General features: G+C 42.3%; 23 protein-coding genes and 3 tRNA genes. 25 read left to right on the top strand and 1 reads right to left on the bottom strand.

Features of this window, described 5'->3' with window-relative positions:
- Nucleotides 1–217 precede the first annotated feature (217 nt).
- From WDZ40_02135 to WDZ40_02050, 18 genes are all read left to right on the top strand, one after another.
- On the top strand, nt 218–589 hold the full coding sequence (locus tag WDZ40_02135; GenBank protein MEX0877645.1) for a response regulator: 372 nt from the start codon (nt 218–220) through the stop codon (nt 587–589).
- A gap of 208 nt (nt 590–797) precedes the next feature.
- The gene (locus WDZ40_02130; GenBank protein ID MEX0877644.1) at nt 798–1,868 is read left to right on the top strand and encodes a type IV pilus twitching motility protein PilT; all 1,071 of its coding nucleotides are present in this window, start codon (nt 798–800) and stop codon (nt 1,866–1,868) included.
- 167 nt (nt 1,869–2,035) lie between these two features.
- Nucleotides 2,036–3,241, top strand: coding sequence for a type II secretion system F family protein (locus WDZ40_02125; protein MEX0877643.1), 1,206 nt, complete (start codon nt 2,036–2,038; stop codon nt 3,239–3,241).
- Between the two features lie 307 nt (nt 3,242–3,548).
- Nucleotides 3,549–4,028, top strand: a complete 480-nt coding sequence (locus WDZ40_02120) for a type II secretion system protein (protein ID MEX0877642.1) — start codon at nt 3,549–3,551, stop codon at nt 4,026–4,028.
- A gap of 75 nt (nt 4,029–4,103) precedes the next feature.
- Nucleotides 4,104–4,970, top strand: coding sequence for a prepilin peptidase (locus WDZ40_02115; GenBank protein MEX0877641.1), 867 nt, complete (start codon nt 4,104–4,106; stop codon nt 4,968–4,970).
- Nucleotides 4,970–5,566 (top strand): type II secretion system protein, encoded by a 597-nt coding sequence (locus WDZ40_02110; GenBank protein ID MEX0877640.1) that lies wholly within the window; start codon nt 4,970–4,972, stop codon nt 5,564–5,566. The genes WDZ40_02115 and WDZ40_02110 overlap by 1 nt, the downstream gene beginning before the upstream one ends.
- The gene (locus tag WDZ40_02105; protein MEX0877639.1) at nt 5,566–6,105 is read left to right on the top strand and encodes a prepilin-type N-terminal cleavage/methylation domain-containing protein; all 540 of its coding nucleotides are present in this window, start codon (nt 5,566–5,568) and stop codon (nt 6,103–6,105) included. The genes WDZ40_02110 and WDZ40_02105 overlap by 1 nt, the downstream gene beginning before the upstream one ends.
- Nucleotides 6,092–6,682: a hypothetical protein gene (locus tag WDZ40_02100; GenBank protein MEX0877638.1), complete on the top strand. Its 591-nt coding sequence runs from the start codon at nt 6,092–6,094 to the stop codon at nt 6,680–6,682. The genes WDZ40_02105 and WDZ40_02100 overlap by 14 nt, the downstream gene beginning before the upstream one ends.
- 22 nt (nt 6,683–6,704) lie before the next feature.
- Complete coding sequence (locus tag WDZ40_02095; protein ID MEX0877637.1) at nt 6,705–7,112, top strand: pilus assembly PilX N-terminal domain-containing protein; 408 nt, start codon at nt 6,705–6,707, stop codon at nt 7,110–7,112.
- A gap of 6 nt (nt 7,113–7,118) precedes the next feature.
- Nucleotides 7,119–9,167 (top strand): NAD-dependent DNA ligase LigA, encoded by a 2,049-nt coding sequence (gene ligA / locus WDZ40_02090; GenBank protein MEX0877636.1) that lies wholly within the window; start codon nt 7,119–7,121, stop codon nt 9,165–9,167.
- Between the two features lie 3 nt (nt 9,168–9,170).
- Nucleotides 9,171–9,488, top strand: a complete 318-nt coding sequence (gene gatC / locus WDZ40_02085) for an Asp-tRNA(Asn)/Glu-tRNA(Gln) amidotransferase subunit GatC (GenBank protein ID MEX0877635.1) — start codon at nt 9,171–9,173, stop codon at nt 9,486–9,488.
- A gap of 13 nt (nt 9,489–9,501) precedes the next feature.
- Nucleotides 9,502–10,920, top strand: coding sequence for an Asp-tRNA(Asn)/Glu-tRNA(Gln) amidotransferase subunit GatA (gene gatA / locus WDZ40_02080; protein ID MEX0877634.1), 1,419 nt, complete (start codon nt 9,502–9,504; stop codon nt 10,918–10,920).
- 5 nt (nt 10,921–10,925) lie between these two features.
- Complete coding sequence (locus WDZ40_02075; protein ID MEX0877633.1) at nt 10,926–11,480, top strand: hypothetical protein; 555 nt, start codon at nt 10,926–10,928, stop codon at nt 11,478–11,480.
- 36 nt (nt 11,481–11,516) lie between these two features.
- Nucleotides 11,517–11,587: transfer RNA gene (locus WDZ40_02070), tRNA-Ile, on the top strand.
- 26 nt (nt 11,588–11,613) lie between these two features.
- Nucleotides 11,614–11,686 (top strand) — tRNA-Met (locus tag WDZ40_02065).
- Between the two features lie 30 nt (nt 11,687–11,716).
- Nucleotides 11,717–11,794 (top strand) — tRNA-Asp (locus tag WDZ40_02060).
- Between the two features lie 207 nt (nt 11,795–12,001).
- Nucleotides 12,002–12,628 carry a methyltransferase domain-containing protein gene (locus tag WDZ40_02055; GenBank protein ID MEX0877632.1) on the top strand — a complete coding sequence of 209 codons (627 nt, stop codon included), beginning with the start codon at nt 12,002–12,004 and terminating at the stop codon, nt 12,626–12,628.
- Nucleotides 12,615–13,136 carry a hypothetical protein gene (locus WDZ40_02050; protein ID MEX0877631.1) on the top strand — a complete coding sequence of 174 codons (522 nt, stop codon included), beginning with the start codon at nt 12,615–12,617 and terminating at the stop codon, nt 13,134–13,136. The genes WDZ40_02055 and WDZ40_02050 overlap by 14 nt, the downstream gene beginning before the upstream one ends.
- A 35-nt stretch (nt 13,137–13,171) precedes the next feature.
- Here WDZ40_02050 and WDZ40_02045 read toward each other — a convergent pair whose 3' ends face one another.
- The gene (locus WDZ40_02045) at nt 13,172–13,588 is read right to left on the bottom strand and encodes a hypothetical protein (GenBank protein MEX0877630.1); all 417 of its coding nucleotides are present in this window, start codon (nt 13,586–13,588) and stop codon (nt 13,172–13,174) included.
- 141 nt (nt 13,589–13,729) lie between these two features.
- Between WDZ40_02045 and WDZ40_02040 the strand changes: the two genes are divergently transcribed.
- From WDZ40_02040 to rplK, 7 genes are all read left to right on the top strand, one after another.
- A complete protein-coding gene (locus WDZ40_02040; GenBank protein MEX0877629.1) occupies nt 13,730–15,355 on the top strand; it encodes an acyl-CoA dehydrogenase family protein in 1,626 nt (541 codons plus the stop codon).
- 131 nt (nt 15,356–15,486) lie between these two features.
- Nucleotides 15,487–16,548, top strand: a complete 1,062-nt coding sequence (gene pheS, locus WDZ40_02035; GenBank protein MEX0877628.1) for a phenylalanine--tRNA ligase subunit alpha — start codon at nt 15,487–15,489, stop codon at nt 16,546–16,548.
- Between the two features lies 1 nt (nt 16,549).
- Nucleotides 16,550–18,583 (top strand): phenylalanine--tRNA ligase subunit beta, encoded by a 2,034-nt coding sequence (gene pheT, locus WDZ40_02030; GenBank protein ID MEX0877627.1) that lies wholly within the window; start codon nt 16,550–16,552, stop codon nt 18,581–18,583.
- A gap of 238 nt (nt 18,584–18,821) precedes the next feature.
- Nucleotides 18,822–20,906 carry a DNA topoisomerase (ATP-hydrolyzing) subunit B gene (gene gyrB, locus WDZ40_02025; GenBank protein MEX0877626.1) on the top strand — a complete coding sequence of 695 codons (2,085 nt, stop codon included), beginning with the start codon at nt 18,822–18,824 and terminating at the stop codon, nt 20,904–20,906.
- A gap of 624 nt (nt 20,907–21,530) precedes the next feature.
- Complete coding sequence (gene secE, locus WDZ40_02020) at nt 21,531–21,734, top strand: preprotein translocase subunit SecE (GenBank protein ID MEX0877625.1); 204 nt, start codon at nt 21,531–21,533, stop codon at nt 21,732–21,734.
- Between the two features lie 124 nt (nt 21,735–21,858).
- Nucleotides 21,859–22,404 (top strand): transcription termination/antitermination protein NusG, encoded by a 546-nt coding sequence (gene nusG, locus WDZ40_02015; protein MEX0877624.1) that lies wholly within the window; start codon nt 21,859–21,861, stop codon nt 22,402–22,404.
- A gap of 90 nt (nt 22,405–22,494) precedes the next feature.
- Nucleotides 22,495–22,920 (top strand): 50S ribosomal protein L11, encoded by a 426-nt coding sequence (rplK, locus tag WDZ40_02010; GenBank protein ID MEX0877623.1) that lies wholly within the window; start codon nt 22,495–22,497, stop codon nt 22,918–22,920.
- Nucleotides 22,921–23,086: the final 166 nt, after the last annotated feature.

Below are 23,086 nucleotides of genomic sequence, written 5' to 3'. Positions count from 1 at the left end.
ATAAACTCGCTAAAGCTCACTTTGATATCACAGATAATGGCTGATTATGCTGATGCATGTAAAAATCATCAGTGGTATCAGTTGTTATCAGTGTAATCTTGTTTTGTGAACGAAGCGAATCCCGACGCTATAACAAAATCAAAGATTTTGATAGCGTCGAGGATCCACGATACCGCAAGCGAATCAAAGATTCGGGCGGTATCGGGACAAAAAAATTATGACAAAAAAAATTCTATTAGTTGAGGACGATCCGTTTTTGTCCGAGATATATATTACAAAATTTGAAGAGTCGGGCTATGTTGTTGAGGTGGCGGATGACGGAGAAAAGGGCCTTCAAAAACTCAAGGAGTCAAAACCCGACCTCGCTCTTTTGGATATAATACTTCCAAAAATGACGGGTCTTGAGATACTGGAGCAAATGCAAAAAGACGAATCTTTAAAAAGGATACCCGTGATTGTTCTTAGCAATATGGGTTCTGATGAGGATACAAATAAGGCAATTGAGCTGGGAGCGGCGGGATATCTTATAAAAAGCCAATATACTCCCAGCGAGGTGGTCGCAAAAGTGGAAGAAGTAATTAATAAATAAGCCCGCTTTGCCTGCCTGTGCGTCTACCTGTGCCGCAAGCACGGCAGACAGGTGAACGCACGCAGACAGGCGAGCTTAGAACTCACGTTTTACGCTCGTTCAAGTATAGAGTATACAGTATACAGTATAGAGCAAAGATTTTTATAAGTACCCTTTATACTTCATACTGTATACTTTATACTTTTTGTGAGCGAAGCGAATAAATATTATGGCAGCTTACGAACAACAACTATTTGAACTATTAGAGACAGTAGCAAAACAAAGCGCTTCTGATCTCCACCTTTCGGCGGGACGTATTCCTACGTTGCGCATAGACGGAGGATTAGTGCCTGTAAAAAAGAGTAAGATTTTAACCCCGGAAGATACTGAGGGTTTTATGGAGGTTTTGCTTAACGAGGATCAAAAAAAGGCACTTGAAAGAAACAGGGCGGTTGACCTCTCCTACGCGTATAAAAATATAGCGCGATTTAGGATAAATATTTATTATCAGTTCAACACTATATCCATAGCTCTTCGTTTTATACCTGCTAAAATACGCACACTGGATGAGCTGGGTTTGCCGGACATTTTACACAAGTTTTCTAAATACCAACAAGGACTCGTTCTGCTTACGGGACCCGCGGGACACGGAAAAAGTACAACATTAGCCGCTATTATGGATGAGATAAACAATACCAGGACTGAACACATCATAACTGTTGAGGATCCCATAGAATACATATTCACACAAAACAGGTCCATTATTGACCAGAGAGAAGTCGGAAGAGATACACCCAGTTTTCGGGCTGCTTTACGTGATTCGTTCCGCCAGGATCCCGATGTAATAATGCTTGGTGAAATGCGCGATCCTGAGACAATATCTACTGCTATTACAGCGGCTGAAACGGGGCATCTTATATTTGGAACCCTGCATACCAACTCCGCATCACAAACGATAGACCGTATAATAGATAGTTTCCCACCTGAACAACAGTCGCAGATAAGGGCGCAGTTAGCACTTACCTTAGTGGGGGTTGTCTCCCAGCGTTTGTTGCCAAAAATAGACGGGGGGCGCGTACCGGGAATAGAACTACTTCTTGTTAATTCAGCGGTAAGAAACCTCATAAGAGAAAACAAAGTGCATGAACTGGCGCTTGTTATAGAAACAAGCGCCGACCAGGGCATGATATCAATGAACCGCTACCTTGCTAATATGGTAAAGCAGGGAGAGATAGCGATGGAAGTTGCCGAAGATTACTCCCTTAACCCAACGGAGCTTAAAATGCTAACAAGTAAGTAAAACTCGCAAAGCGAGCAGGTATCAGGTTTTAGCTTTTAGGTGTTAGACTAACTCCTAATTCTTAATTCCTAATTCTTAATTCCTAATTATGAGCGTTAGCGCCTGCCTGCCGGCAGGCAGGCCTGCCTGCCGCGTTGCAGAATGCGACGCAGGTAGGAACAAAACCCATGCCTTTATTTGAATATGAATCCAGAACTCCTGAGGGGGAAACACAGACAGGACGAGTAGATGCCGTCAGCAAAGACGCTGCTTTAGAAATACTCCAGAGAAACAGCCTTATTGTAATAAAACTGGAGTCTGTAGATGAAGCCCTTATTTTTTCACGTCGCATTAAGCTGTTTGAGCGCGTTAACAAGAAAGAGATATCTGTTTTTTCACGCCAGCTTTCCACGCTTTTTCAGGCATCGGTGCCCCTGGTTGTTTCTTTGCGCACTCTCGCAAACCAGGCGGAAAACCTAAAATTGAAAGATACAATTATGGATACGGCATCTAATGTGGACGGAGGAATGCCCTTTTCCCAGGCGCTTGAACAAAGTCCGGATGTTTTTTCAAATTTTTATATACAGATGGTAAGGGCGGGAGAGGAGTCAGGAACATTAGACCAGGTTTTAGTTTATTTGGCCGAATATACAGAGCGCGATTATTATATAATGTCTAAGATTAAGGGCGCCATGACATATCCGGCATTTATTGTAGGTGTCTTCTTTCTTATAGGTATACTAATGCTCGCTTTTGTTATACCCAGTCTTTTAGGCGCTTTGGGTAATATAGACGCGGAACTCCCCGTGCTTACAAGAGGAATAGCCTTTTTATCTGACATAGTAAGAGAGAGCTGGCACATTTTAATAGTTGGTACAATAGCTTCATTGTTTGGATTGTGGAAGTTTACAAAAACCCCTACAGGCAAAACGCTTTGGAGCAAGGTACAGCTAAAACTGCCTGTTTTTGGAAAATTATTTCAGAACATATATATGTTCCGTTTCGCGAGTTCCCTTGGAATGCTTGTAAGGGGAGGCATACCTGTAAACAGGGCTTTAGAGATTACATCAAACGTTATAGACAATGTTGTTTACAAGGAGATAGTTATAGAGGCGAAGGAAAAGGTAAGCAAGGGAGAAAGTATAGCTAAGGCCTTATCTGTACACCCGGAAATAGACTCCATGGTGGTTCAGATGACATCGGTGGGAGAAAGTACGGGAAAACTAAGTGATATTTTAGAAAATGTTTCAAAATTTTATCAAAGAGAGATAAGCAACACAGTGGAAAATCTCGTTTCGCTTATAGAGCCCATAATGATTGTAATAATAGGTATCGCTGTCGGTTTTTTGATAGCGGGAGTACTTTTGCCGATTTACAATACCACATCATTTTAAAGTAATCCTTAGCGAGCGTGAGATTTTGCCGAAGCGCGAGCTTAGGATTACTTACCGAGCACTCAATCTTAATTTTTTAAAAAATTAAGATTGAGTGCTCGGTGCTCATAAATGTAAGCTCGTGTGCGCAAGCAAGCAACCACACTCGCTAACTATTTATGGCACCTGTGGATTTCTTCGGTTGATAGCCCTTGATTTAAGAGTTATAATGGTTGTATTGGTTCTAATTTTATAAGCTTATTTTAACGTACTTAAAAGGTCGGTTAACCGATTTATTCTTAGAAGAATAACTAAAGAAAAAGCATATATGCAAATGTTTACAAAAAAATCAAAGGGTTTTACACTTATTGAGCTGTTAGTTGTTATCGCCATTATCGGTATTTTAGCAACTATTGTTTTAGTATCTCTTAACGACGCGCGTCAAAAGGCTCGTGACACAAAGCGAGTTGGTGACCTTCGCCAGGTGCAGTTGCAGATGGAGATATATTATGACGACAATAGCGTTTATCCTAATAACCCCGCCGCCGGTGGTGTTGCAGCTTGCACAACATTGGCAACTGAGTGGGATACAGTGATGGTAGCTATTGGGCTAGACGGTGTAAATGACCCAACTGCCACAGCTACCTATGTATATGGCTCAGACAGCATTGCTGGTGCCGCTACTACTTATGTAGTAGGAGGTACTTTGGAGGACGCCACTCACAACGCTTTGAATGCTGCTCCTGACAAGGATGGCACTATTCAAGGTTGCAATTGCGATGGAGCTGTTTACTGTCTAACAGGCTAAAAATAGCACGTATTCTACCACACAAAAAATCCCCCGACTGGGGGATTTTTTGTGTGGTAGAATAGATATATGGGTATGATTTTCATATTATTTATTGCGGGATTAGGGCTTATAGTAGGGAGTTTTTTAAATGCTCTTATTTATCGCTTAAATACCGAAGAGTCAGTACTTAAGGGGCGTTCGCACTGCATAGACTGTAGTAGAGTTTTAACATGGTATGAACTTGTGCCCGTTTTTAGTTTTATTGCGCAAAAAGGAAGGTGCAGGGGATGTGGAGAGAAGATATCCATACAGTATCCGTTGGTGGAGATATCGACCGCTATGTTATTTCTCCAAATTTCAAATTTCAAATTTCAAATTTCAAATGGATTGTCCTTCGAAATGTTAGCGGAAATTGTTTTTTTGTGGTTTATAGTAGGAGGATTACTGGTAATTTTTGTTTACGACTTAAAGCACTACCTTATTCCGGATAAGATTTTGGTGCCCTTAATTTTTGTTGTCCTGTTTGCGGAGCTTTTTGGAATTTGGCATTTAGATTTTATGGCTAGGCTTTCGGCCGCCATCCCGGCCTTCGGTCTAGGGATTTGGTATTTGGAATTTGGCATTTTGGATTTAGGCAGTGTATTTAACGGGCTCGCGCTTGCTGTTCTTTCCGTTCTTCCATTCGCCCTTATGCACTTTTTGTCAAAAGGGCGCGCCATGGGTTTTGGCGACGTAAAACTAGCTTTTTTCATGGGATTGTTTTTGGGTTACCCCGCCGTTTTAACTGCCATGTTTATAGCCTTTCTTATGGGTGCTATAATAGGTATGGGTCTTATGGTATTAGGTCGGAGCACAATGAAGAGCAGGGTGCCTTTTGGTCCGTTTTTGGTAGCAGGCACACTTATGGCGCTCTTTTGGAGTGAATCTCTTTCATCCTGGTATATTAATCTCTTTTACTAATGCTAAATTTAAATAAAAAATCTTCACAGCGGGGGTTTACAATGATAGAACTTATCGTCTCTATGAGCGTGATTACAATTCTTAGCAGTATTGTGTTTTACCGTTCGCGCTCAGGAGAGAGGAATTTTGCGTTACGCCGTTCTGCCCAGGTGGTTTTGCAAAGCGTAAATCAGGCTGCTAATAATACTTTAAGCGGAAAAAGACATGACGGCACGGTAAGCCAGGGGGGATACGGTATTCACTTTGAGACAGGGGATAATTTTATAACTGTATTCGCTGACTGTAATCAGAATAATACCTTTGATGACAGCGGAACCGCTCCTTCGTGTGTGGAGTCTCCAGACCTTGGAGTGGCATTTCCGGAGTTGTACAGAACAATTCAACTGGAGCCTTTTATGCGGATAAGCGCCTTAGAGGGAGATAGTTCAATAAATCAGTTGGACATAACATTTCTTCCCCCCAATGCCCTGGCTGTGATTCGCCCTTTGCTTCTTAGCGAGGACGAGGTAATGATAGAGGTGGAAAATACACAGGAGGGCAATGTTATACAAATATACGTTAACAAGGCGGGTGCTACCCGTATGGTAATTCCATAATGCTTAAGTATATAAAAAAGAACAAGAACGAGGGCTTTACATTACTTGAGGCAATTATTGCAATAGCCGTTTTGCTTGTTGCCGTTACGTCGGCATCGGGATTGGTAATCAGCAGCTTGCAAGGGCTTCACATGACAAGAAACAGGGTAACAGCGGCATATCTGGCGCAGGAGGGCATAGAGGTCGTAAGAAATATTAGGGATACAAACTGGATAAACGGCAATCCGTATAATGCCGGACTCGGAGAGTCCATAAACGCTTACTGTATTGAGTATAACGGAACTGGTTTAATATCTCCTCCCTGCGGAGATGGTTACAAGCTTTATCTCAATCCTTCAGGTTTTTATGTACACAACAGTGCGGGTGCCGACACCACACCTTTTGAAAGAAGGATATTTATAACATATTTAGTTAATCCCGAGGATGACCCCGCCGTAGATCCCGATCCTCCTTTAATACAGATTGAGTCAGTTGTGAGTTGGGGCGGAGCCGGTGGCGGCTCCATAACTGTTGAAGACAGATTATATGATTGGCAATAAACTAAAAAACAAGACAAAAACAAGCTCCGCCGGTTACTCCATAGTAGAGATGCTGGTTGCTATGAGCATTTTTATTACAGTATCGACCCTGTCCATAGGCGCTTTTTTGAATGCCACAGAGGCGCAAAGAATAATTATTTTTGAAGAAACCATAGCGGAAAATGTAAACTTTGCTGTGGAGTTTATGAGCAGGCAGATGCGCACCGCTGTGCGTTCAGATAACAGTGCTTGTATTCCGGTTGGAGACACTTTCGGTACACCCGATTCAAGTACTATAAAATTTGTAAATACTGACGGCGACTGTGTTGAGTTTAGAATACAGGGAACTGTGTTGCAGTATACTTCTGACGCCACCCCCTTGCCAGGTCTTAGGAATTATATTGATTTAATAATAAGCGATTTGGTTCAAATAGATCGTTTTGATATAGTTATTGACGGTGAATCATCGGGGGACGGAGCTCATCCCAGAGCAACCATTTCCATTGAAGCAATTGGTGTGCCCCAAACATCCGCTGATCCACAGAACATGGTGCTGATAATGCAAACTACGGTTTCTACAAGAATAACGGACAGCTAAAGGTTCGGCAAAGAATTAAAACATGAAAAACATTATAAAAAAAGAAGACGGTGTTGCGCTTTACATGTCGCTAATGATGCTTAGCGTTATTATGGCAATAGGTATGGGTCTTACAACATTAACACTGGGACAGTTGAGAACGGCAAGGGATATTGGTAACTCTGTTATAGATATATATGCCGCGGATGCCGGAATTGAAAGGGGTCTCTACAAGCTTCGTAAAACAGGAGGACTGAACCCTTGCACCACCACAAGCGATTGCGTTGTAACCTCATCGGACGCCGGTGTAACTCCTTTTGTAAACAACGCTTCCTATAATGTAACTGTTTTAGATGGGAATATTTTGTGGTGTCCGGCGGGAAAGTTTAAGTGCCTTCGCTCAATAGGGTCTTTCTCTGATACAAGTCGTGCTTTTGAACTTTCATTTTAATTAAGTATGGCAGGTAAAATTACAAAAGACGAAGCGGAAAAACGAATAGCCAAATTAAAGGAGGTGATAAACTATCACCGGTACTTGTATCATGTGGAGGATAATCAGGAGATATCTGATGAAGCCCTGGATTCCTTAAAACATGAACTTAAAGACTTGGAAGATAAATTCCCCGGCCTTATTACTGCGGACTCTCCCTCACAGCGCGTTAGTGGCGCCGCGCTCCCCGGTTTTAAAAAGGTTGAACATGAACACCCGATGTTGTCTATAGATGACATATTCAACAGGGAAGAGCTGGACTTCTGGGAGGCATACCTGCAAAGGATTGCGGGTAAAAGAAACATATCTTATTTTTGCGAGGTTAAGGCGGACGGGCTTGCTCTTTCTTTAAAATATAAAAAAGGAGTGCTTTACCAGGCCGCAACACGGGGAAACGGCAGAGTAGGGGAAGACATAACAAGTAATGCCAGGACAATAGAAAGCATACCCTTGCGCTTACATACTCACTCCACTCTTAATAATAAAGAACTGCAAAAAACAGCCAATGAGATAATTTTAAGTGAAGAGGTGGAGGTTAGAGGAGAAATTTATATAGCAAAAAAAGATTTTGAGGATTTTAACAAGGAGAGGAAAAATAAGGGAGAAGAACTTTTTGCCAATCCGCGCAATCTCGCGGCGGGAAGTGTTCGTCAGCTTGACCCGGGACTTGCCTCTTCGCGCCCTCTTTCGTTTTTAGCGTACGACATTGTGGGAAGTGGAAATTTTAAATACCACTCTCAGGAACACGAAGTACTTAATGCAATAGGTTTTAAGACAGATTCTACATCCGGGAAGTGTGCCAATATTGACGAGGTTTACGCCTATTGGCAAAACACAGAAAAGATTAGAGAAAACATTCCTTACCAGATAGACGGTGTTGTTATATCGGTTAATGACAACTCTCTCTTTGAAGAACTTGGTGTTGCGGGAAAAAGTCCGCGTGGAATACGCGCGTTTAAATTTACACCTAAGCAGGCAACTACTGTTTTGGAGGATGTAAAGATGCATATTGGCAGGACAGGCGCCATAACCCCGCTTGCTGTTCTAAAACCTGTTAAGGTTGGCGGGGTTACGATAAGCCGCGCGACATTGCATAACTTTGAAGAAATTGAGCGCCTGGATGCGCGAATAGGCGATACTGTAATAATTGAACGCGCGGGCGATGTAATTCCTAAAGTTGTGGAAGTTTTGCGCGAGATGCGCCCCTTTAACGCAAAGAAAATTAAGTTGCCCACAAAATGCCCCAAGTGCGGAACAGGCCTTGTAAAAAATATGGGTGAGGTAATACTTCACTGCCCAAATGATAAATGTGAAAGCAGAAAACAGGAGTACTTAAACTATTTTGTTTCCAGGGCCGCCTTTGATATTGACGGCATGGGGCCTAAAATAGTAAATCAGTTACTGGAAGAGGGGGTGATAGCAGGACCTATAGATATATTTAAGATAGAGGAGGAAGACCTCCTTCCTTTGGAAAGGTTTTCTGAAAAATCCGCGCGAAATCTTGTTGATTCTATAGAAAAAAGTAAAAAAATTCCTTTATTTAGATTTATAACAGCGTTAAATATAAGACACGTTGGAGAGGAGACTGCGATTGATTTAGCTCAGTATTTTGGTAGTATAAAGAAGTTAAAAGAATCTTCTTTGGATGAACTTATGCGCATAGACGGCATAGGTGAAAAGGTAGCCGGGGCTATACATGAGTGGTTTTCTAAAAAAGAAAATATCAGGTTTGTAGAAAGCTTACTCGCAGCAGGAGTTAAAGTGGTACCTCCGCTAAAAAAAATAGAAGAAAAACTTGCGGGAACTACCTTTGTATTTACAGGTTCAATGGAGAGTATGAGCCGCGATGATGCCGAAAAAGCAGTCAGAAGCTTAGGGGGGAGCTCTGCAAGTTCTGTCTCATCAAATACAGACTATCTGGTCGCAGGCAAGGGTCTGGGTTCAAAGCGCAAAAAGGCACAAGAGCTTGGGGTGAAAATAATTAACGAAGACCAATTTTTAGCGTTGATAAAATAATTTATGGAAAAACTAACAAAAGGCGAGGTTAAAAAAGTGGCAGAGTTGTCACGGCTGAATATAGAAGAAAAAGAACTTGAGTATTACGCCGAGGAACTCTCGTCTGTGCTTGAATATGCCCGGCAGTTAGATGAGCTTGACACCTCGTCGGTGGAACCGATGACACAGGCCGTTAATTTACAGACTGTTTTAAGGGACGATATTCAGGAAGAATCTAATACGAATATAAGAGCGCGCGCGGTGGAGGTTTTGATGCGCGCCGTGCCTTTTAAGCACAATGGATTTGCGAAAGTTAAATCCGTATTTAAGGATCGCAATTAATGTTATTTATATAATGACAGTTAAGGAGATAATAAAAAAATTAAAAGAAAAAGAGATATCAAGCGCCGAGTTGGTAGAGCATTATCTTGGGCGTATAAAAGAGGCGGATGGGGAAATTAAAAGCTATCTTTCTTTAAATGAGGAGGCGCGAAAAGAGGCCTTGAGCGCTGATGAAAAACTATCCGCGCGTGGCGATAGTCCGCTTTTTGGTATTCCTTACGCGGTAAAGGATAACATTCTTGCTAAAGACCTTCCGGCAACTGCCGGGTCGCGCATGCTGGAAAATTATACAGCCGCTTATGAATCTACGGTTGTAAAAAATTTAAGAGGTGAGGGTTCTATAATTTTAGGCAAGACAAATATGGACGAGTTTGCTATGGGTTCTTCAACAGAAAATTCAGCTTTCGGGCCAACTAAAAACCCGGTGGATACCGCGCGCGTACCCGGCGGGTCTTCAGGAGGTTCTGCGGCAGCTGTTGCCGCGGGACTTGCGCCATGGGCACTGGGCTCAGACACAGGGGGCTCTATAAGGCAGCCTGCCGCTTTTTGCGGTGTTGTGGGCTTTAAACCCACTTACGGGGCGGTATCTCGCCATGGGCTTATAGCTATGGCATCTTCTTTAGACCAGATAGGACCACTCACTCGCACAGTGGAAGATGCTAAGATAGTTTTTCCGTATCTTTTGGGGCGCGATAAGATGGATGCTACATCCTTGGAAATAGAAGAGCAAGGAAATATAAAAAATCCGAAAAATCTGAAAATTGGCATAGTTAAGGAATTTCTTGGAGAGGGATTGGATGAGCGAATAAAAAATAAAACAATGGAGGCCCTTGATGTGTACAAAAGCTTGGGAGCTGAGGTTAAAGAAATAAGTCTTCCCCGCGCTTCATATGGGCTTGCGGTTTACTACATTATTATGCCATCTGAGGTATCAAGTAACTTGGCGCGATACGACGGCATAAGATACGGAAAACATATTGCCGAAGATTTTACCGGAGACTTGCTTGATGGATATATTGAGGTAAGAGGAGCGGGGCTTGGCAAAGAGACAAAAAGAAGGATAATGCTTGGCACACACACCCTTTCATCCGGATACTATGACGCCTACTACTTGAAGGCGCAAAAAGTAAGAAGTATGATAGCAGAAGATTTTGCGGAAGCTTTTAAGGAGGTAGATGTTATAGTTTCCCCAACAACCCCCGGACTTCCTTTTAAATTTGGAGAAAAAACAGACAATCCTATTTCCATGTATCTTTCTGATGTCTACACGGTAAGCGCTAATCTGGTTGGTTTGCCCGCGATATCTATACCCGTGGGGACAGTTTCTGAAGACGGAAAAGATTTGCCTGTGGGTTTACAGCTGATGTCGCCTCATAAAAAAGATTACGAACTTTTAGACATAGCAGGGCTTTATGAGAAAGAAGTTAGCTAAAAATTATGGAAATTTTACAACAAATATTTAATAACCTCCCATCAAATATCGCTGAGGACCCGATATCGGCCATTAACGGCATTCTTTATTCCCGCTTTTTTCTGATAGTTCAGCTTTTTAGTTTTTTATTATCTGCTTTTTTGTTTTGGTACTGGATACATCTTTTGAGAAAAACAGGAATAATAACAGCTAAGGTCTCGCAGTTGCGTGATGCCTGGCACGAAAGCCCTGTTCCAAAAGGCAAGCTTGTATCCCAGTGGAAACGGGTAGAGGAAAGAATATCTTCTGAACAGGAAGCGGAGTGGAAGCTGGCAATTTTAGAGGCAGACAGTATTTTAGACGAAGTTATAAAAGCGCTGGGTTACAAAGGAAATGTAATGGGGGAGCGTATGAGGCAGATAAAGCCCGAACAATTTCCGCGCCTGGATGATGCCTGGCGCGTGCATAAGGTGCGAAACTTCATAGCGCACGACCCTTCTTATCCGTTATCCCGTGAAGCTGCGGAGAGAACTATAAATATATATAAAGATATTCTGAAGGAATTCAAAATTTTTGAATAACTTGCTTTTTATGTTTTTTATTGGTATATTATTGTAGCGGGGAGGTGCTCTGGTGGGCACAGAGGGCTCATAACCCTCTCGCGGCGGGTTCGATTCCTGCACCCGCAACAATGAGCGAAGTGCTGTAGCGCATGCCGGCGTAGCTCAGTGGTTAGAGCGGAACCCTCATAAAGTTCAGGTCGGTGGTTCAATTCCACCCGCCGGCACATAGCTGGGGATATATAAAAATAGTTTGTGGACCCGTGGTGTAGCCCGGTTAACACGCCTCCCTGTCACGGAGGAGATCGCCGGTTCAAATCCGGTCGGGTCCGCCAAAGTAAAAAATATCCAGAAAAACTGGATATTTTTTATTGATAAAGACCGGATTTGAACCGGCGGGAAGGGGTCCTGCCAGAGGTGCCTGCCCGTCCTTTGGCGGGGGTAAGCGGGGAAACCTAGGTTTCCCGTAGTTGCTAAAGAGAATTTTTAGTGGTACTTTATTTTTAGCCCTTTTATAACCTTGAAAGGAGGTAGACCTCCCAATGGATTCATACAACAAAAAAACCTTAAGAAGCTATGAGGAAAACTTGGATGAATATATCACGGGAACGCCCCAAGATGTTAGCCCTGAGTTGAAAAAATGGATAAACGATGCTTTAGGTTCGCTTCCTGAAAAAGCAAGCATATTGGAGATAGGTTCGGGCTTCGGGCGCGACGCAAAATATCTTGAAGAATTAGGTCATAGTGTACTGAGGACCGATGCATCTCTTAGTTTCGTGCATTATCTGCAGAACGAAGGTTATGATGCTATGGTTTTGAACGTTTTAAAAGACGTTATTCCCCGGGAGTTTGATATGGTGTTTGCAAATGCTGTTTTTTTGCATTTCAAGCCCAAAGATCTGTCCTGTGCGCTTAGCAAGGCATGCAATTCTTTGGATAAAAATGGAGTTCTTGCTTTTACTGTGAAACATGGCGAGGGGAGCGAGTGGAGCAGGGATAAATTAAATGCTCCCAGGTTTTTTCAATATTGGAGAATATCAGAACTTGCCTTGCTGGTTAGGCGGGCAGGGTTTAAGGATGTTTTAGCGTACTTTGACCCACCGAAAAGATGGATATACGTTATTGCAAAAAATAAGGCAACAAAAGGAGGTCCAGATGATAACAGATGAATATTTTGATATAGTTCATAGTTCTCTTGAGCCTATAAAAGTTCTTTTACCCCTCGGAAGTAAGCTTTTGTTTGAAACTGTAGTGGACGATATAGTTTTGACGGAAAATATGGCTAATGAAACGGAAGATTCAAAAAATATCGTACTGAACGAATTGCGTATAATGGAGAAAATAGCCGAAAGCGCGAAAGGTAAAAACTCCGGCCTGTATAATGAATGTTTTATTCTCGCGGAGCTCTCCGCGGATAACAGCTCTTTATACTTGCTTCTAAAGAGAGAGTTGGTACTCCCAAAGCCTGAGTTGCACGACATAGATGCGATCAAACGCCTCAACGCCGTAGAGCAGTGGCTCATGGAAGAGGATAATAAAGGTACGGAAGAAGATTTTTTTTGCGATTATTTTACAGAAGATATACTGCCCGGAGAGAACAAGGTATATCTGCCGAACCGCGTTCCCGAAAGATACGACTCCCCAAGCCCTGATATTACATTTGTTTCTATATTTTGAACATTGAAAATGCCCGATTATCGGGCATTTTTGTTTTAGGAATCCAGAAGCTCCTTTATTTCTTTAATTAGTTTACTTTTTCTCATAAGCTTAATATTGTCCTCCTTCAAAAGTGAAGAAAGAGAATTGCGTAAGATGCCATACCTTAAACAGCGACGCTGAGTGCAGTCGTAGCACCAAACCATAAGACCTCCGGCGCTGTCCCATCCGCAAGGCAAATTATCATAGCTATAAAAATAAAGACAATCAAGGCATTGTTGAATATCTTTTTTTTCATCCCAATGTTCGCTTAACATGTGCTCCAGCACTTCATCTACGGAATCAGATGTAAATGTATCATAAATATAATTTCCCAGACTGTCTTTTAGATGACTGCCGTTTTCATCCCGCAAAAGCACTCTATGTGTAAGTTTGCATTCTCCGCAACGATAAGGCTCGTTTTTGAGCTTCATTTTGGTCTCCTTTGATACCAAGTACTACCAAAAGTATAGCATGAATAAAAAGCACAGGAAATAGATGAAAATCATTGTAAACCTGACTCTTTAATGGTATTAAAGAGTCAGAACTTAGCACTTTAACAAAGGAGGTTTAAAATGGCTGGAGACAGCAAAGTTTTAACAGAGAAAAAGCTTTTTGATGCTCGTGAATTTGAGCCTGAATTTGATGCCGCTATTGATGATTTTTGCGAAAGGGACTTAAAGCCTCTGGCAAATGATGCGCTTAAGTATGAGGAATTTAGCGAAGATATATACAACAGGTCTATAGAAATTTTCCAGAAATTTAGCACGCATAAGCACTGTATCCCTGATGAATATGGTGGAGAGAAAATAACTTCTCGTATGGCGACATCCTTTACGCGTAAGGTTTGTCGAGTTCCGGGAGCTGCTGACCTCGGCCTTTCCGTAGGAGCGGGCAACTCGCTTTTCAAAGCGCCTTTGTTCGCGCATGGCTCAGAAGAGCTTAAACAGCAGTTAGCACCCGAGCTTGTTTCAGGCAAAAAGGATGGCGTATTTGCCCAGACCGAATCTGAAGCCGGCAGTCATGTTGCAGGCATAAAGACTAAGGCAGTACAGGGTAAGGATGGAATTTGGCGCATAACTGGAACCAAGCGTTTTATCACAGGCGGTTGGGACGCGAATTACGCGTTAGTACTTGCTATATCTGATAAGGAAATGCACAAAGCAAACGACTCTATGGGAATGACCTTGTTCGTCGTTGATTGTGATGAAGCTCGTAAGAATTTTGCAAGCGATGGTAAAACCAAACAGCTTGATAGTTCCAAGAACGAGCATAAGCTTGGCTTAACCCATTCTCCAACCACCGAAATGGTGTTCACAGAGGCTGAGGCATTCGCTTATGTAGGGCCGTTACACGATGGCTATAAGCGGGCAAACCTGCCTACTTTGGTAGGTTCCCGCGCTACTGTGATATCAGGACAGGCAACAGGTATTGGCGAGTCAGCTTATGATCTTGCGTTTGAATATGCCAATGAAAGAGTCCAATTTGGAAGTGAGATAATTGATAAGCACGGTGTCAAGGCAATGCTTCTTGATATGGAAGCGCGCAATCGCATGTCATGGGCTTTGACGCTCCAATCTTCAACGCTTAAGGATACATTTCCCGAAGGTGATACACGCCCCTATGAAATGCAAGCTTCGCTTGCAAAACTTGTAGCCGGCGAGTATGTTCGCCTTACCGCTATGACAGGCCTTCAGATATTCGGAGGTAACGGGTATATTTTGGAATATCCGATAGGCAGGGTCTTGAAGGATTCCTTTATTACCGCAATTTATGAGGGCACAAGCCAGATACAAAGCATGCTTGTTTCCCGCGGTTTTATGAAGGTATTCATGTCAGGCGAATTAGCAGGGGAACCTGCAGATATTGTCAAAGTTTGGCCTTTTTCTCCGGTAAACTTGGAGAGCGCAAAAGGCTGGGTAGATATTGAAAGCGATTTCAATATCTACGAGAGGCGCCAGCGCTTCTTAAAGGCACTACAGGATGCCAGCGGTCAATACCCGGTTTCGGACCCATATAATTTGCCGGCTCCTTATTTTGAGCTTACAAGAGCGTTTGGAAGCCTTGAAGCTTCTACTCTTGTGGCTGCAGGGCGGCAGTTTGGCTCAGGAGAATTTACTGAAGCTTCAAATGAAGTCATTAAGAGGTGCTTTGCCATTTCAGACGGCGAATTTGAACAGCTGGAAAAGACTTATCTATAAAAAGTACTTAAAAACCCCGTTTTACGGGGTTTTTTATATGAAATTAGCTAAATGGGAAAGCCGGTTTTCCCATTTATTTGCAGCTTGTTTTTGGGGCTAAAATACGGTAAAATATAAGGGTATTAAACACTATGAGCAAACTGGATGAACTAAAAAAAGAGGCCGAAAATGCCCTTAAAAAGACATCAAATTTAACCGAGATTGACGACATTCGCCGCGCCTATTTGGGTAGAAAAGGGAAACTTACTCAAGAGCTTCGCTCCCTTAAAGACATGGCCGAAAAGGACCGTAAAAAATACGGTAATGCTTTAAATAAAATCAAAGAGGACATAGGTTCTATGCTTGAAGAGTACTCTTCAAAGATTCGTGAAGAGCAGTATAGGAACAGGATTATAAACGAATGGCTCGATGTTACCCGACCTCTACCTAAAAAATTACGAGGGAGTGTGCACCCCATAACTAAGACTATCGCCGAGATTGAAGATATCTTTAGCGCTATGGGGTTTGAAACAGCAGAAGGTCCTCAAATAGAAAATGAGTGGTATAATTTTGAAGCTTTAAATATCCCCGAAGACCACCCCGCGCGCGACCTTTGGGATACGTTTTGGATGAAGCAAGATAAGGAAGTTAAAGGACCGGTTACAAAACAGAATCCGGGGCGCATGCTTTTACGCACACATACAAGCCCTGTGCAGATAAGGTATATGCAAAAGAATAATCCTCCCATAAGGATTATCGCTCCCGGGCAGGTTTTTAGATACGAGGCGACCGATGCTTCCCATGAGATACAATTTCGTCAACTTGAAGGACTTATGGTAGATAAAGACATAAGTATCGCGAACTTCCGCGCTGTAATGAAAGAGTTTTTAAGCCGATATTTTAAAAAAGATATAAGTATAAGATTAAGGCCCAGTTTTTTTCCGTTTGTAGAGCCGGGTTTTGAGGTAGATATAAACTGTATCAACTGCGATGCTAAAGGGTGCTCGGTTTGCTCTCAAACAGGATGGCTTGAGCTTATGGGCGCCGGCATGGTACACCCAAGGGTTTTTGAGGCCGCGGGGTATAATCCTGATGAATACGCGGGCTTTGCGTTTGGCGTCGGTATAGATCGCCTTGCCATGATGAAGTACAAGATAGACGATGTGCGGCTGTTTAATGCGGGCGATATACGCTTTTTGGAGCAATTTAAGTAATATGAAGTTTTCTTATAACTTTATACAACAATACGTAGATAAAAAGCTGCCCGCTCCTAATAAACTGGCGGAGCTTTTAACAATGCACGCCTATGAGGTTGAGGGAGTGGAGAAGAAGGGTGCGGACCATATTTTAGATATAGACATCCTGCCAAACAGGGCGCATGATTCAGCATCGCACATAGGCATTGCCCGTGAAGCCGCGCTACTGAGCGGAGGCGCTCTTAAGCTTAAAAAATATCCCGCTTTAAAAACATCAAAAAACAAAGTTGAGGGTCTTAGCGTGGATGTAAAAGACCCGGGTTTATGTCCGCGCTATATGGCGGTTAAAATTGAAGGTGTAAAAGTAAGACCTTCTCCAAAATGGCTTAAAGACGCGCTTGAAAATATAGGTATAAATTCAATAAACAATATTGTTGATGCCGGAAACTACGCAATGCTTGCAACGGGCCAGCCTTTGCATGTTTTTGATTATGATAAATTAGAGGGACACAAAATCGTAGTTAGAAAAGCAGGCAAGGGCGAATCTGTTACAACTTTGGACAACGCGAAGTACGATTTAGAAGAAAGTATTCTTGTGATAGCGGATGAAAAAGACCCCTTAGCCATCGCGGGTGTTAAGGGTGGTAAAAAGGCGGAGGTAGACAAGAATACGCAAAATATAGTAATTGAGAGCGCGAACTTTACTCCTGTAAATATAAGAAATACTACGCGCAAGCTTGCGTTGCACACAGACGCGTCGTGGAGGTTTGAACACGAAGTTCCTCTGGCTTTCGCGAAAGAGGGACTTCAATTCGTAGTAGAATTGATACTTGATATTGCGGGAGGAAATGCGGACAAGACAGCTATAGACACTTTAGAAAAAGAAATTACACATTCAAAAATAAAGACAGATATAAACAGGGCATCATCTCTACTCGGTGTTGAAGTTAAAATTTCAGATGCCAAAAAAATACTCAAAGGACTTGGGTTTGATGTCCGCCAAGAGAAAGAATTTTTAACGGTTATACCTCCTTATTTCAGGCTTGACATAGAAAGAGAGGTAGATGTTATAGAAGAGATTGGCAGGATTTTGGGGTATGAGAACACGGAGCCTAAAATGCCCAGGGCGGCTTTATACCCCCCTAAGAGGAATGTTAAAAACTACTGGTTAAGGCAGATTAACCGCCACATGGCAGCTTCGGGTTTTAACGAGGTTTATAACTATGTTTTCGTCTCAGAAAATATTTTTAAGTTGTGGGGTTTTCAAAAATCGGAAGTATGGGAATTGCAAAATCCTTCAAATGACGAGTTTAAGTACATGCGGCCCTCAATTGCTCCTTTGGCGCTAAAGACTGCCCGTGAAAATATTAAGTTTTATGATAAGGTAAAGTTTTTTGAAACAGGGGAGGTATTTTACAGATACACGGGTAAAGAGGAGGCGCGCCTCTCTTTGTCTATTGCCTCAAGGCAGGATAATCGCGAATATTTTTACGAGCTTAAAGGAGAGGTTGAAGATTTATTCCACAGTATCGGTATATCCGATATCTGGCTTGACCCTGTTTTAGATAAAAACGAAGAAACCGCCCTTTCTTATCTTCACAGCAACAGAAGAGCCCTTGTTAAATCGGGAGATAGTATTTTAGGATATATCGGGCAGGTGCATCCCGCTATAGCTGAAGAGGAAGGACTAAAAGGGGTTTTATTTATTGCGGACATACAATTAAGCAAACTTATAGAACTGGCTGAGGAAGAGGAAATTTACAACCCTGTATCAAGTTTTCCGCAGGTAGTGCGAGATGTATCGCTTATAGTTCCATTACAAACCCGCGCGGAAGAGGTTGTTGGTATAATAAATACAACAGGCGGGAAATTGTTGCGTGATGTGGATATGTTTGACTATTATGAGGAGGATAGTAATACCGAATCAAAAAGTATGGCCTTTCATTTGGTTTTTCAGGCTTATGACAGAACTTTGAGGTCTGAAGAGGTAGATAAAATTATGGAAAAAATTATTAAAGAAATTAAAACCCGCGAGGGATGGGAAATAAAATAAAGTTGAGCTTAATGAACGTTAGTGAATTTAGCGAAACTTACCCCGCACTTATTTTGCTTCGCATAGCAAATAATAGCGGGAATACAAATTAAAAATATTTTAAATATAGCGGCGCTGTGCCCGTATAGGGCAGGGGCTATTCGCCCCTTGCGCCGCTTGCAGCACCACGCAAAATAAGTGCGGGGTGCTCATGCTTATAAGTTCGCGCTTCGCTGAAGCTCGCGCTTACTAATAAATTATGGCAAAACAACCGCAAAAGAAATCTACAAGTTCGGCTAAGCCCGCGCCAAAAGGCGGACCGGCACAAAAAGCAAAAAAGGAGACGCCAAAGAAAAATGGAGAATACAGCGCTAAGGATATTTATGTTTTGGAAGGTTTGGACCCTGTTCGTAAAAGACCCGGTATGTACATTGGGTCAACAGGAGAAGACGGATTGCATCACCTTGTTTGGGAGGTAGTGGACAATAGCTTGGATGAGGCAATGGCTGGACACGCACAAAATATAGAAGTTACTTTACTGAAAGACGGAAAAGTCAGTGTTTCAGATGATGGTCGCGGAATCCCTGTAGAAAAGCACGCTCAAACCAAAAAATCGGCTTTAGAGACCGTAATGACAACTCTGCACGCGGGGGGTAAATTTGGCGGTGATAGTTATAAAATATCCGGAGGGTTGCACGGAGTGGGAGTTTCTGTAGTAAACGCTCTTTCTATTTGGCTCAAAGCAGAGGTTTGTCGTGATGGAGTAAGGTACGCGCAGGAGTATAAGCGAGGCAAACCTCTCGGTGCTTTGAAAAAAGTAGGAACATGTCCTAAGAGTAAGTCTGGCACCACCGTAACATTTGAACCCGACAAAGAAATATTTAAAGAGGGAGAACTTCGCCTTAAAAAAATCCTTGATCATTTGCGACAGCAGTCTTATCTTACAAAAGGGGTGCACATTAAAGTTATAGACGAAAGGGAAAAACTCCCTTATTCATACCAGTTTTATTTTGAGGGCGGTCTTGTGTCTTTCGTAGATTATCTTAATCGCGGTGAGGTAAAAAAACACAACAATATTTTTTATGTGGAGCGTGAGCATGAGGACTTGCTTATAGAGGTGGCGTTTCAGTACACAGATGACCTGCAAGGGAAAGAACTTGCTTTTGCCAACAATATATACACACCCGAAGGGGGAATGCACATTACAGGTTTTCGAACGGCGCTTACTCGTGGCTTGAATTCGTATGCTCAAAAGAACAACCTTATGAAGAACAATGAAGCCTTTACAGGAGAGGATGTTCGTGAAGGTTTAACGGTTGCGGTTTCGGTAAAGTTGCCGGATCCGCAATTTGAGGGACAAACTAAGGCAAAACTTGGCAATACCGAAGCCAGAAGCGGGGTTGATTCCGTAGTGTCTGATGCCCTGGAAGAGTATTTAGATAAAAACCCGTCAGATGCCCGGCAGATTATAGAGAAAATATTTTTGGCTGCTAAAGCAAGAAAAGCCGCAAAAGCGGCACGAGATACGGTTATCAGAAAGGGGGCTCTCGATGGCTTAACGCTTCCCGGAAAGTTAGCAGATTGCTCAAGTCGCAGGCCCGAAGATTCTGAAATTTTTATAGTGGAGGGAGATTCAGCGGGAGGTTCCGCGAAACAGGGAAGAGATAGAAGGTTTCAGGCAATTTTACCGCTTCGCGGTAAAATATTAAACGTTGAGCGCGCGCGTTTGGATAAGATACTGGCAAACAAGGAGGTTAAAACCCTTATTATTGCTTTGGGCGCCGCGATAGCGGAAGAATTTAATTTGGAAAAAATACGCTACCACAAAGTGGTTATTATGACAGACGCGGATGTTGACGGCGCGCACATAAGAACGCTTCTACTCACCTTGTTTTATAGGTATTACAGACCGATTATTGAGGGTGGATATCTTTACATAGCACAGCCGCCTTTGTATAAGATACAAAAAGGCAAACATTTTGAGTATGCGTATACGGAAGCCCAAAAAGAAAATATACTGAAAAAAATGCTGGCAGAAAAGGTAGCTAAAGAAGGAAAGAAAGAAAAACCCAAAGACATTCCCGAAGGAGGGGAGGATCTTGAAGAAAAAGCAAAAAGCATGTCCGGTGTAAGCCTTCAGCGGTACAAGGGTCTCGGTGAAATGAACCCATCCCAGCTTTGGGAAACTACCATGAATCCTGAAAACCGCGTTCTTTTCAGGGTTGATGTTGAAGACGCCGAAGAGGCAGATAAAATATTTGATATTCTTATGGGCTCAGAGGTAGCGCCACGAAAAAGGTTTATACAGACTCACGCGCAAAAGGTACAGAATCTTGATATATAGAATATCAAATATTAAATTTTCCCCGTGGTGGAAGTAGTCTTTGCGCCGGCAGGCGCAAAACGTTTTGCCCCCTAAGTAACAACTGAAATTCATTTAGCGGAGTGAATATTTTCCATAGCCTAGGCCTGAAGAGTGAAATGCACAGATGTGCATGAGCGATGAAAACAAAGGATATGGAAAATATACACCCGCCCTTCGGGAAGCACAGGAATGAGCCATCTTCTAGTCAGTCGGGCATTGAAGTAGTATAAACTACTCCTTCACCCTCGCTTCGTGAATCTGACTCATTCCTGTGCTTCTAAAGCGTATTTCAGTTGTTAATTAGGGGACTGACCGCAAGGTTTTAAAAGAAGGGGGTCGGGGAAAATTTTATGATCGTTATTTGATATTCTTATGGGCTCAGAAGTAGCGCCACGAAAAAGGTTTATACAGACCCACGCGCAAAAGGTACAGAATCTTGATATATAGTTAATCTCTCTGCCAAATCTGCTCTTTATTGCTGTTTTAAGTATGGTTGCTTAAAAGTAAATTTGGTTTTGCCTTTTTAAAACATTGACAAAGTAGCACATTCTTTGTTATTATTGAGGGCAGATAAATAAATGGGCCCCACGAGGGCTTTTAAAAATGGATTTAGTAAAAAAACCTATTTTTTTTATAATCAGATTTTTACGCGAGGTGAAAATAGAAATGAAGCGTGTTAATTGGTTAACGAAGAAAGAAGTGTTAAATTACACACTTCTGGTTTTGAGTGTTTCAATTGTCACAGGAATTTTTCTTGGGGGTTTGGACTTTTTCTTCCAGTGGCTACTCGCGAAGTTTGTTTTATAGCACAAACTTCTAAATTTAAAAGTAAAAACGAAAAATGAAAAGTCCGCCACAGGCGGACAACCAAAATTTTTACTTTTGCATTTTAAATTTTAAATTTGATTGAGCCGCAAAGCGGCGAAAGAACATGCCTAAACAAAAACTACAACGAGGTAAAAGTTGGTACGTTATACACACATACTCAGGATATGAGGATGCCGTTCGCCAGAACCTTCTTCAGCGTATTGAGTCTATGGGTATGCAGGATAAGATATTTAATGTTATTGTTCCGAAAGAAAAGAAAATAAAGATACGTGGAGGGAAGAGGCGCATTATAGAGGAAAAAATATATCCCGGATATGTACTGGTTGAAATGGTAGTTACCGACGACTCGTGGTATGTTGTGCGTAATACCCCGCGCGTTACAGGTTTTGTGGGTTCGGGTACGACTCCTATACCCATAGATCAAAAAGAGATAGATAGTCTTCAAAAAAGAATGGGTGTTGAAGAGCCTAAATACAAGATTGATGTGCAGGAAGGGGATGCGGTAAAAATTAATGACGGTCCTTTTAAGGATTTTGACGGCAAAGTTTCTTCCATAGACGAGGAAAAAGGAAAGATATATGTATTGGTAAACATGTTTGGACGCGAAACTCCTGTGGAACTGGACTATTTGCAAATAACTAAGATATAAAATAAGTGGCCCGCCTTCGCATGAAGCTACGGCGGGGCTCATGGTTTGTAAGTTCACACTTCGCCATGGGCTCGTATTCACTAACAAACCATGGCAAAAAAAGTAAAAACAGTAGTAAAACTTCAGATACCCGCCGGAGGGGCAACACCGGCACCGCCTGTGGGAACCGCACTCGGTCCTCACGGTATTAATATTCAGGAGTTTGTAACTAAATTTAACGACGCTACCCAGGATAAAAAAGGAAACATTATACCTGTTGAGCTTTCTATCTTTGAAGACAGAAGTTTCGATTTTAAATTAAAGACGCCTCCCGCGTCTGATCTTTTGCGCAAAGCCGCCGGAGTGGAAAAGGGTTCGGGAGAGGTACCTAGAGTAAAAGCGGGAAAAATATCAAAAGCTCAATTGAGACAAATAGCTGAACAAAAGATGGAAGATTTAAGTGCCAACGATGTTGACGCGGCTTCTAAGATTATCGCCGGTACAGCAAAGAGTATGGGAATAGATGTAGAAAAATAATAGCGGATTTATCTTTTCGCTTATTTCTTTGTCAGCGCCTGCGTTGCTCGACAGCGTAGTTATTACCTACGCCTTATTCCGCTACTCGGTGCCTCCGCGAACTAAGCGAAAATCTGAAAATCCTTGATTGTCGAGCTTTTTACAAGTACAAGGCCACCAATGATAG

The sequence above is a fragment of the Candidatus Spechtbacterales bacterium genome (assembly GCA_040879145.1).
Classification (GTDB): Bacteria; Patescibacteriota; Minisyncoccia; order Spechtbacterales; family 2-12-FULL-38-22; genus JAWVZY01.
Note: the sequence above shows the minus strand (reverse complement) of the source record. Positions and strands in the feature narration are given on the sequence as shown.

Excerpts from the sequence above, each read along its gene's own strand:
- WDZ40_02110 (MEX0877640.1), top strand. The coding sequence starts at position 4,970 with ATGCTAAATTTAAATAAAAAATCTTCACAGCGGGGGTTTACAATGATA.
- rplK (MEX0877623.1), top strand. The coding sequence starts at position 22,495 with ATGGCAAAAAAAGTAAAAACAGTAGTAAAACTTCAGATACCCGCCGGA.
- WDZ40_02125 (MEX0877643.1), top strand. The coding sequence starts at position 2,036 with ATGCCTTTATTTGAATATGAATCCAGAACTCCTGAGGGGGAAACACAG.
- WDZ40_02095 (MEX0877637.1), top strand. The coding sequence starts at position 6,705 with ATGAAAAACATTATAAAAAAAGAAGACGGTGTTGCGCTTTACATGTCG.
- WDZ40_02040 (MEX0877629.1), top strand. The coding sequence starts at position 13,730 with ATGGCTGGAGACAGCAAAGTTTTAACAGAGAAAAAGCTTTTTGATGCT.
- pheS (MEX0877628.1), top strand. The coding sequence starts at position 15,487 with ATGAGCAAACTGGATGAACTAAAAAAAGAGGCCGAAAATGCCCTTAAA.
- WDZ40_02055 (MEX0877632.1), top strand. The coding sequence starts at position 12,002 with ATGGATTCATACAACAAAAAAACCTTAAGAAGCTATGAGGAAAACTTG.
- ligA (MEX0877636.1), top strand. The coding sequence starts at position 7,119 with ATGGCAGGTAAAATTACAAAAGACGAAGCGGAAAAACGAATAGCCAAA.
- WDZ40_02045 (MEX0877630.1), bottom strand. The coding sequence starts at position 13,588 with ATGAAGCTCAAAAACGAGCCTTATCGTTGCGGAGAATGCAAACTTACA.
- secE (MEX0877625.1), top strand. The coding sequence starts at position 21,531 with ATGGATTTAGTAAAAAAACCTATTTTTTTTATAATCAGATTTTTACGC.
- WDZ40_02075 (MEX0877633.1), top strand. The coding sequence starts at position 10,926 with ATGGAAATTTTACAACAAATATTTAATAACCTCCCATCAAATATCGCT.
- WDZ40_02135 (MEX0877645.1), top strand. The coding sequence starts at position 218 with ATGACAAAAAAAATTCTATTAGTTGAGGACGATCCGTTTTTGTCCGAG.
- WDZ40_02050 (MEX0877631.1), top strand. The coding sequence starts at position 12,615 with ATGATAACAGATGAATATTTTGATATAGTTCATAGTTCTCTTGAGCCT.
- WDZ40_02120 (MEX0877642.1), top strand. The coding sequence starts at position 3,549 with ATGCAAATGTTTACAAAAAAATCAAAGGGTTTTACACTTATTGAGCTG.
- nusG (MEX0877624.1), top strand. The coding sequence starts at position 21,859 with ATGCCTAAACAAAAACTACAACGAGGTAAAAGTTGGTACGTTATACAC.
- gatC (MEX0877635.1), top strand. The coding sequence starts at position 9,171 with ATGGAAAAACTAACAAAAGGCGAGGTTAAAAAAGTGGCAGAGTTGTCA.
- WDZ40_02115 (MEX0877641.1), top strand. The coding sequence starts at position 4,104 with ATGATTTTCATATTATTTATTGCGGGATTAGGGCTTATAGTAGGGAGT.
- WDZ40_02100 (MEX0877638.1), top strand. The coding sequence starts at position 6,092 with ATGATTGGCAATAAACTAAAAAACAAGACAAAAACAAGCTCCGCCGGT.
- gatA (MEX0877634.1), top strand. The coding sequence starts at position 9,502 with ATGACAGTTAAGGAGATAATAAAAAAATTAAAAGAAAAAGAGATATCA.
- WDZ40_02130 (MEX0877644.1), top strand. The coding sequence starts at position 798 with ATGGCAGCTTACGAACAACAACTATTTGAACTATTAGAGACAGTAGCA.
- gyrB (MEX0877626.1), top strand. The coding sequence starts at position 18,822 with ATGGCAAAACAACCGCAAAAGAAATCTACAAGTTCGGCTAAGCCCGCG.
- WDZ40_02105 (MEX0877639.1), top strand. The coding sequence starts at position 5,566 with ATGCTTAAGTATATAAAAAAGAACAAGAACGAGGGCTTTACATTACTT.
- pheT (MEX0877627.1), top strand. The coding sequence starts at position 16,550 with ATGAAGTTTTCTTATAACTTTATACAACAATACGTAGATAAAAAGCTG.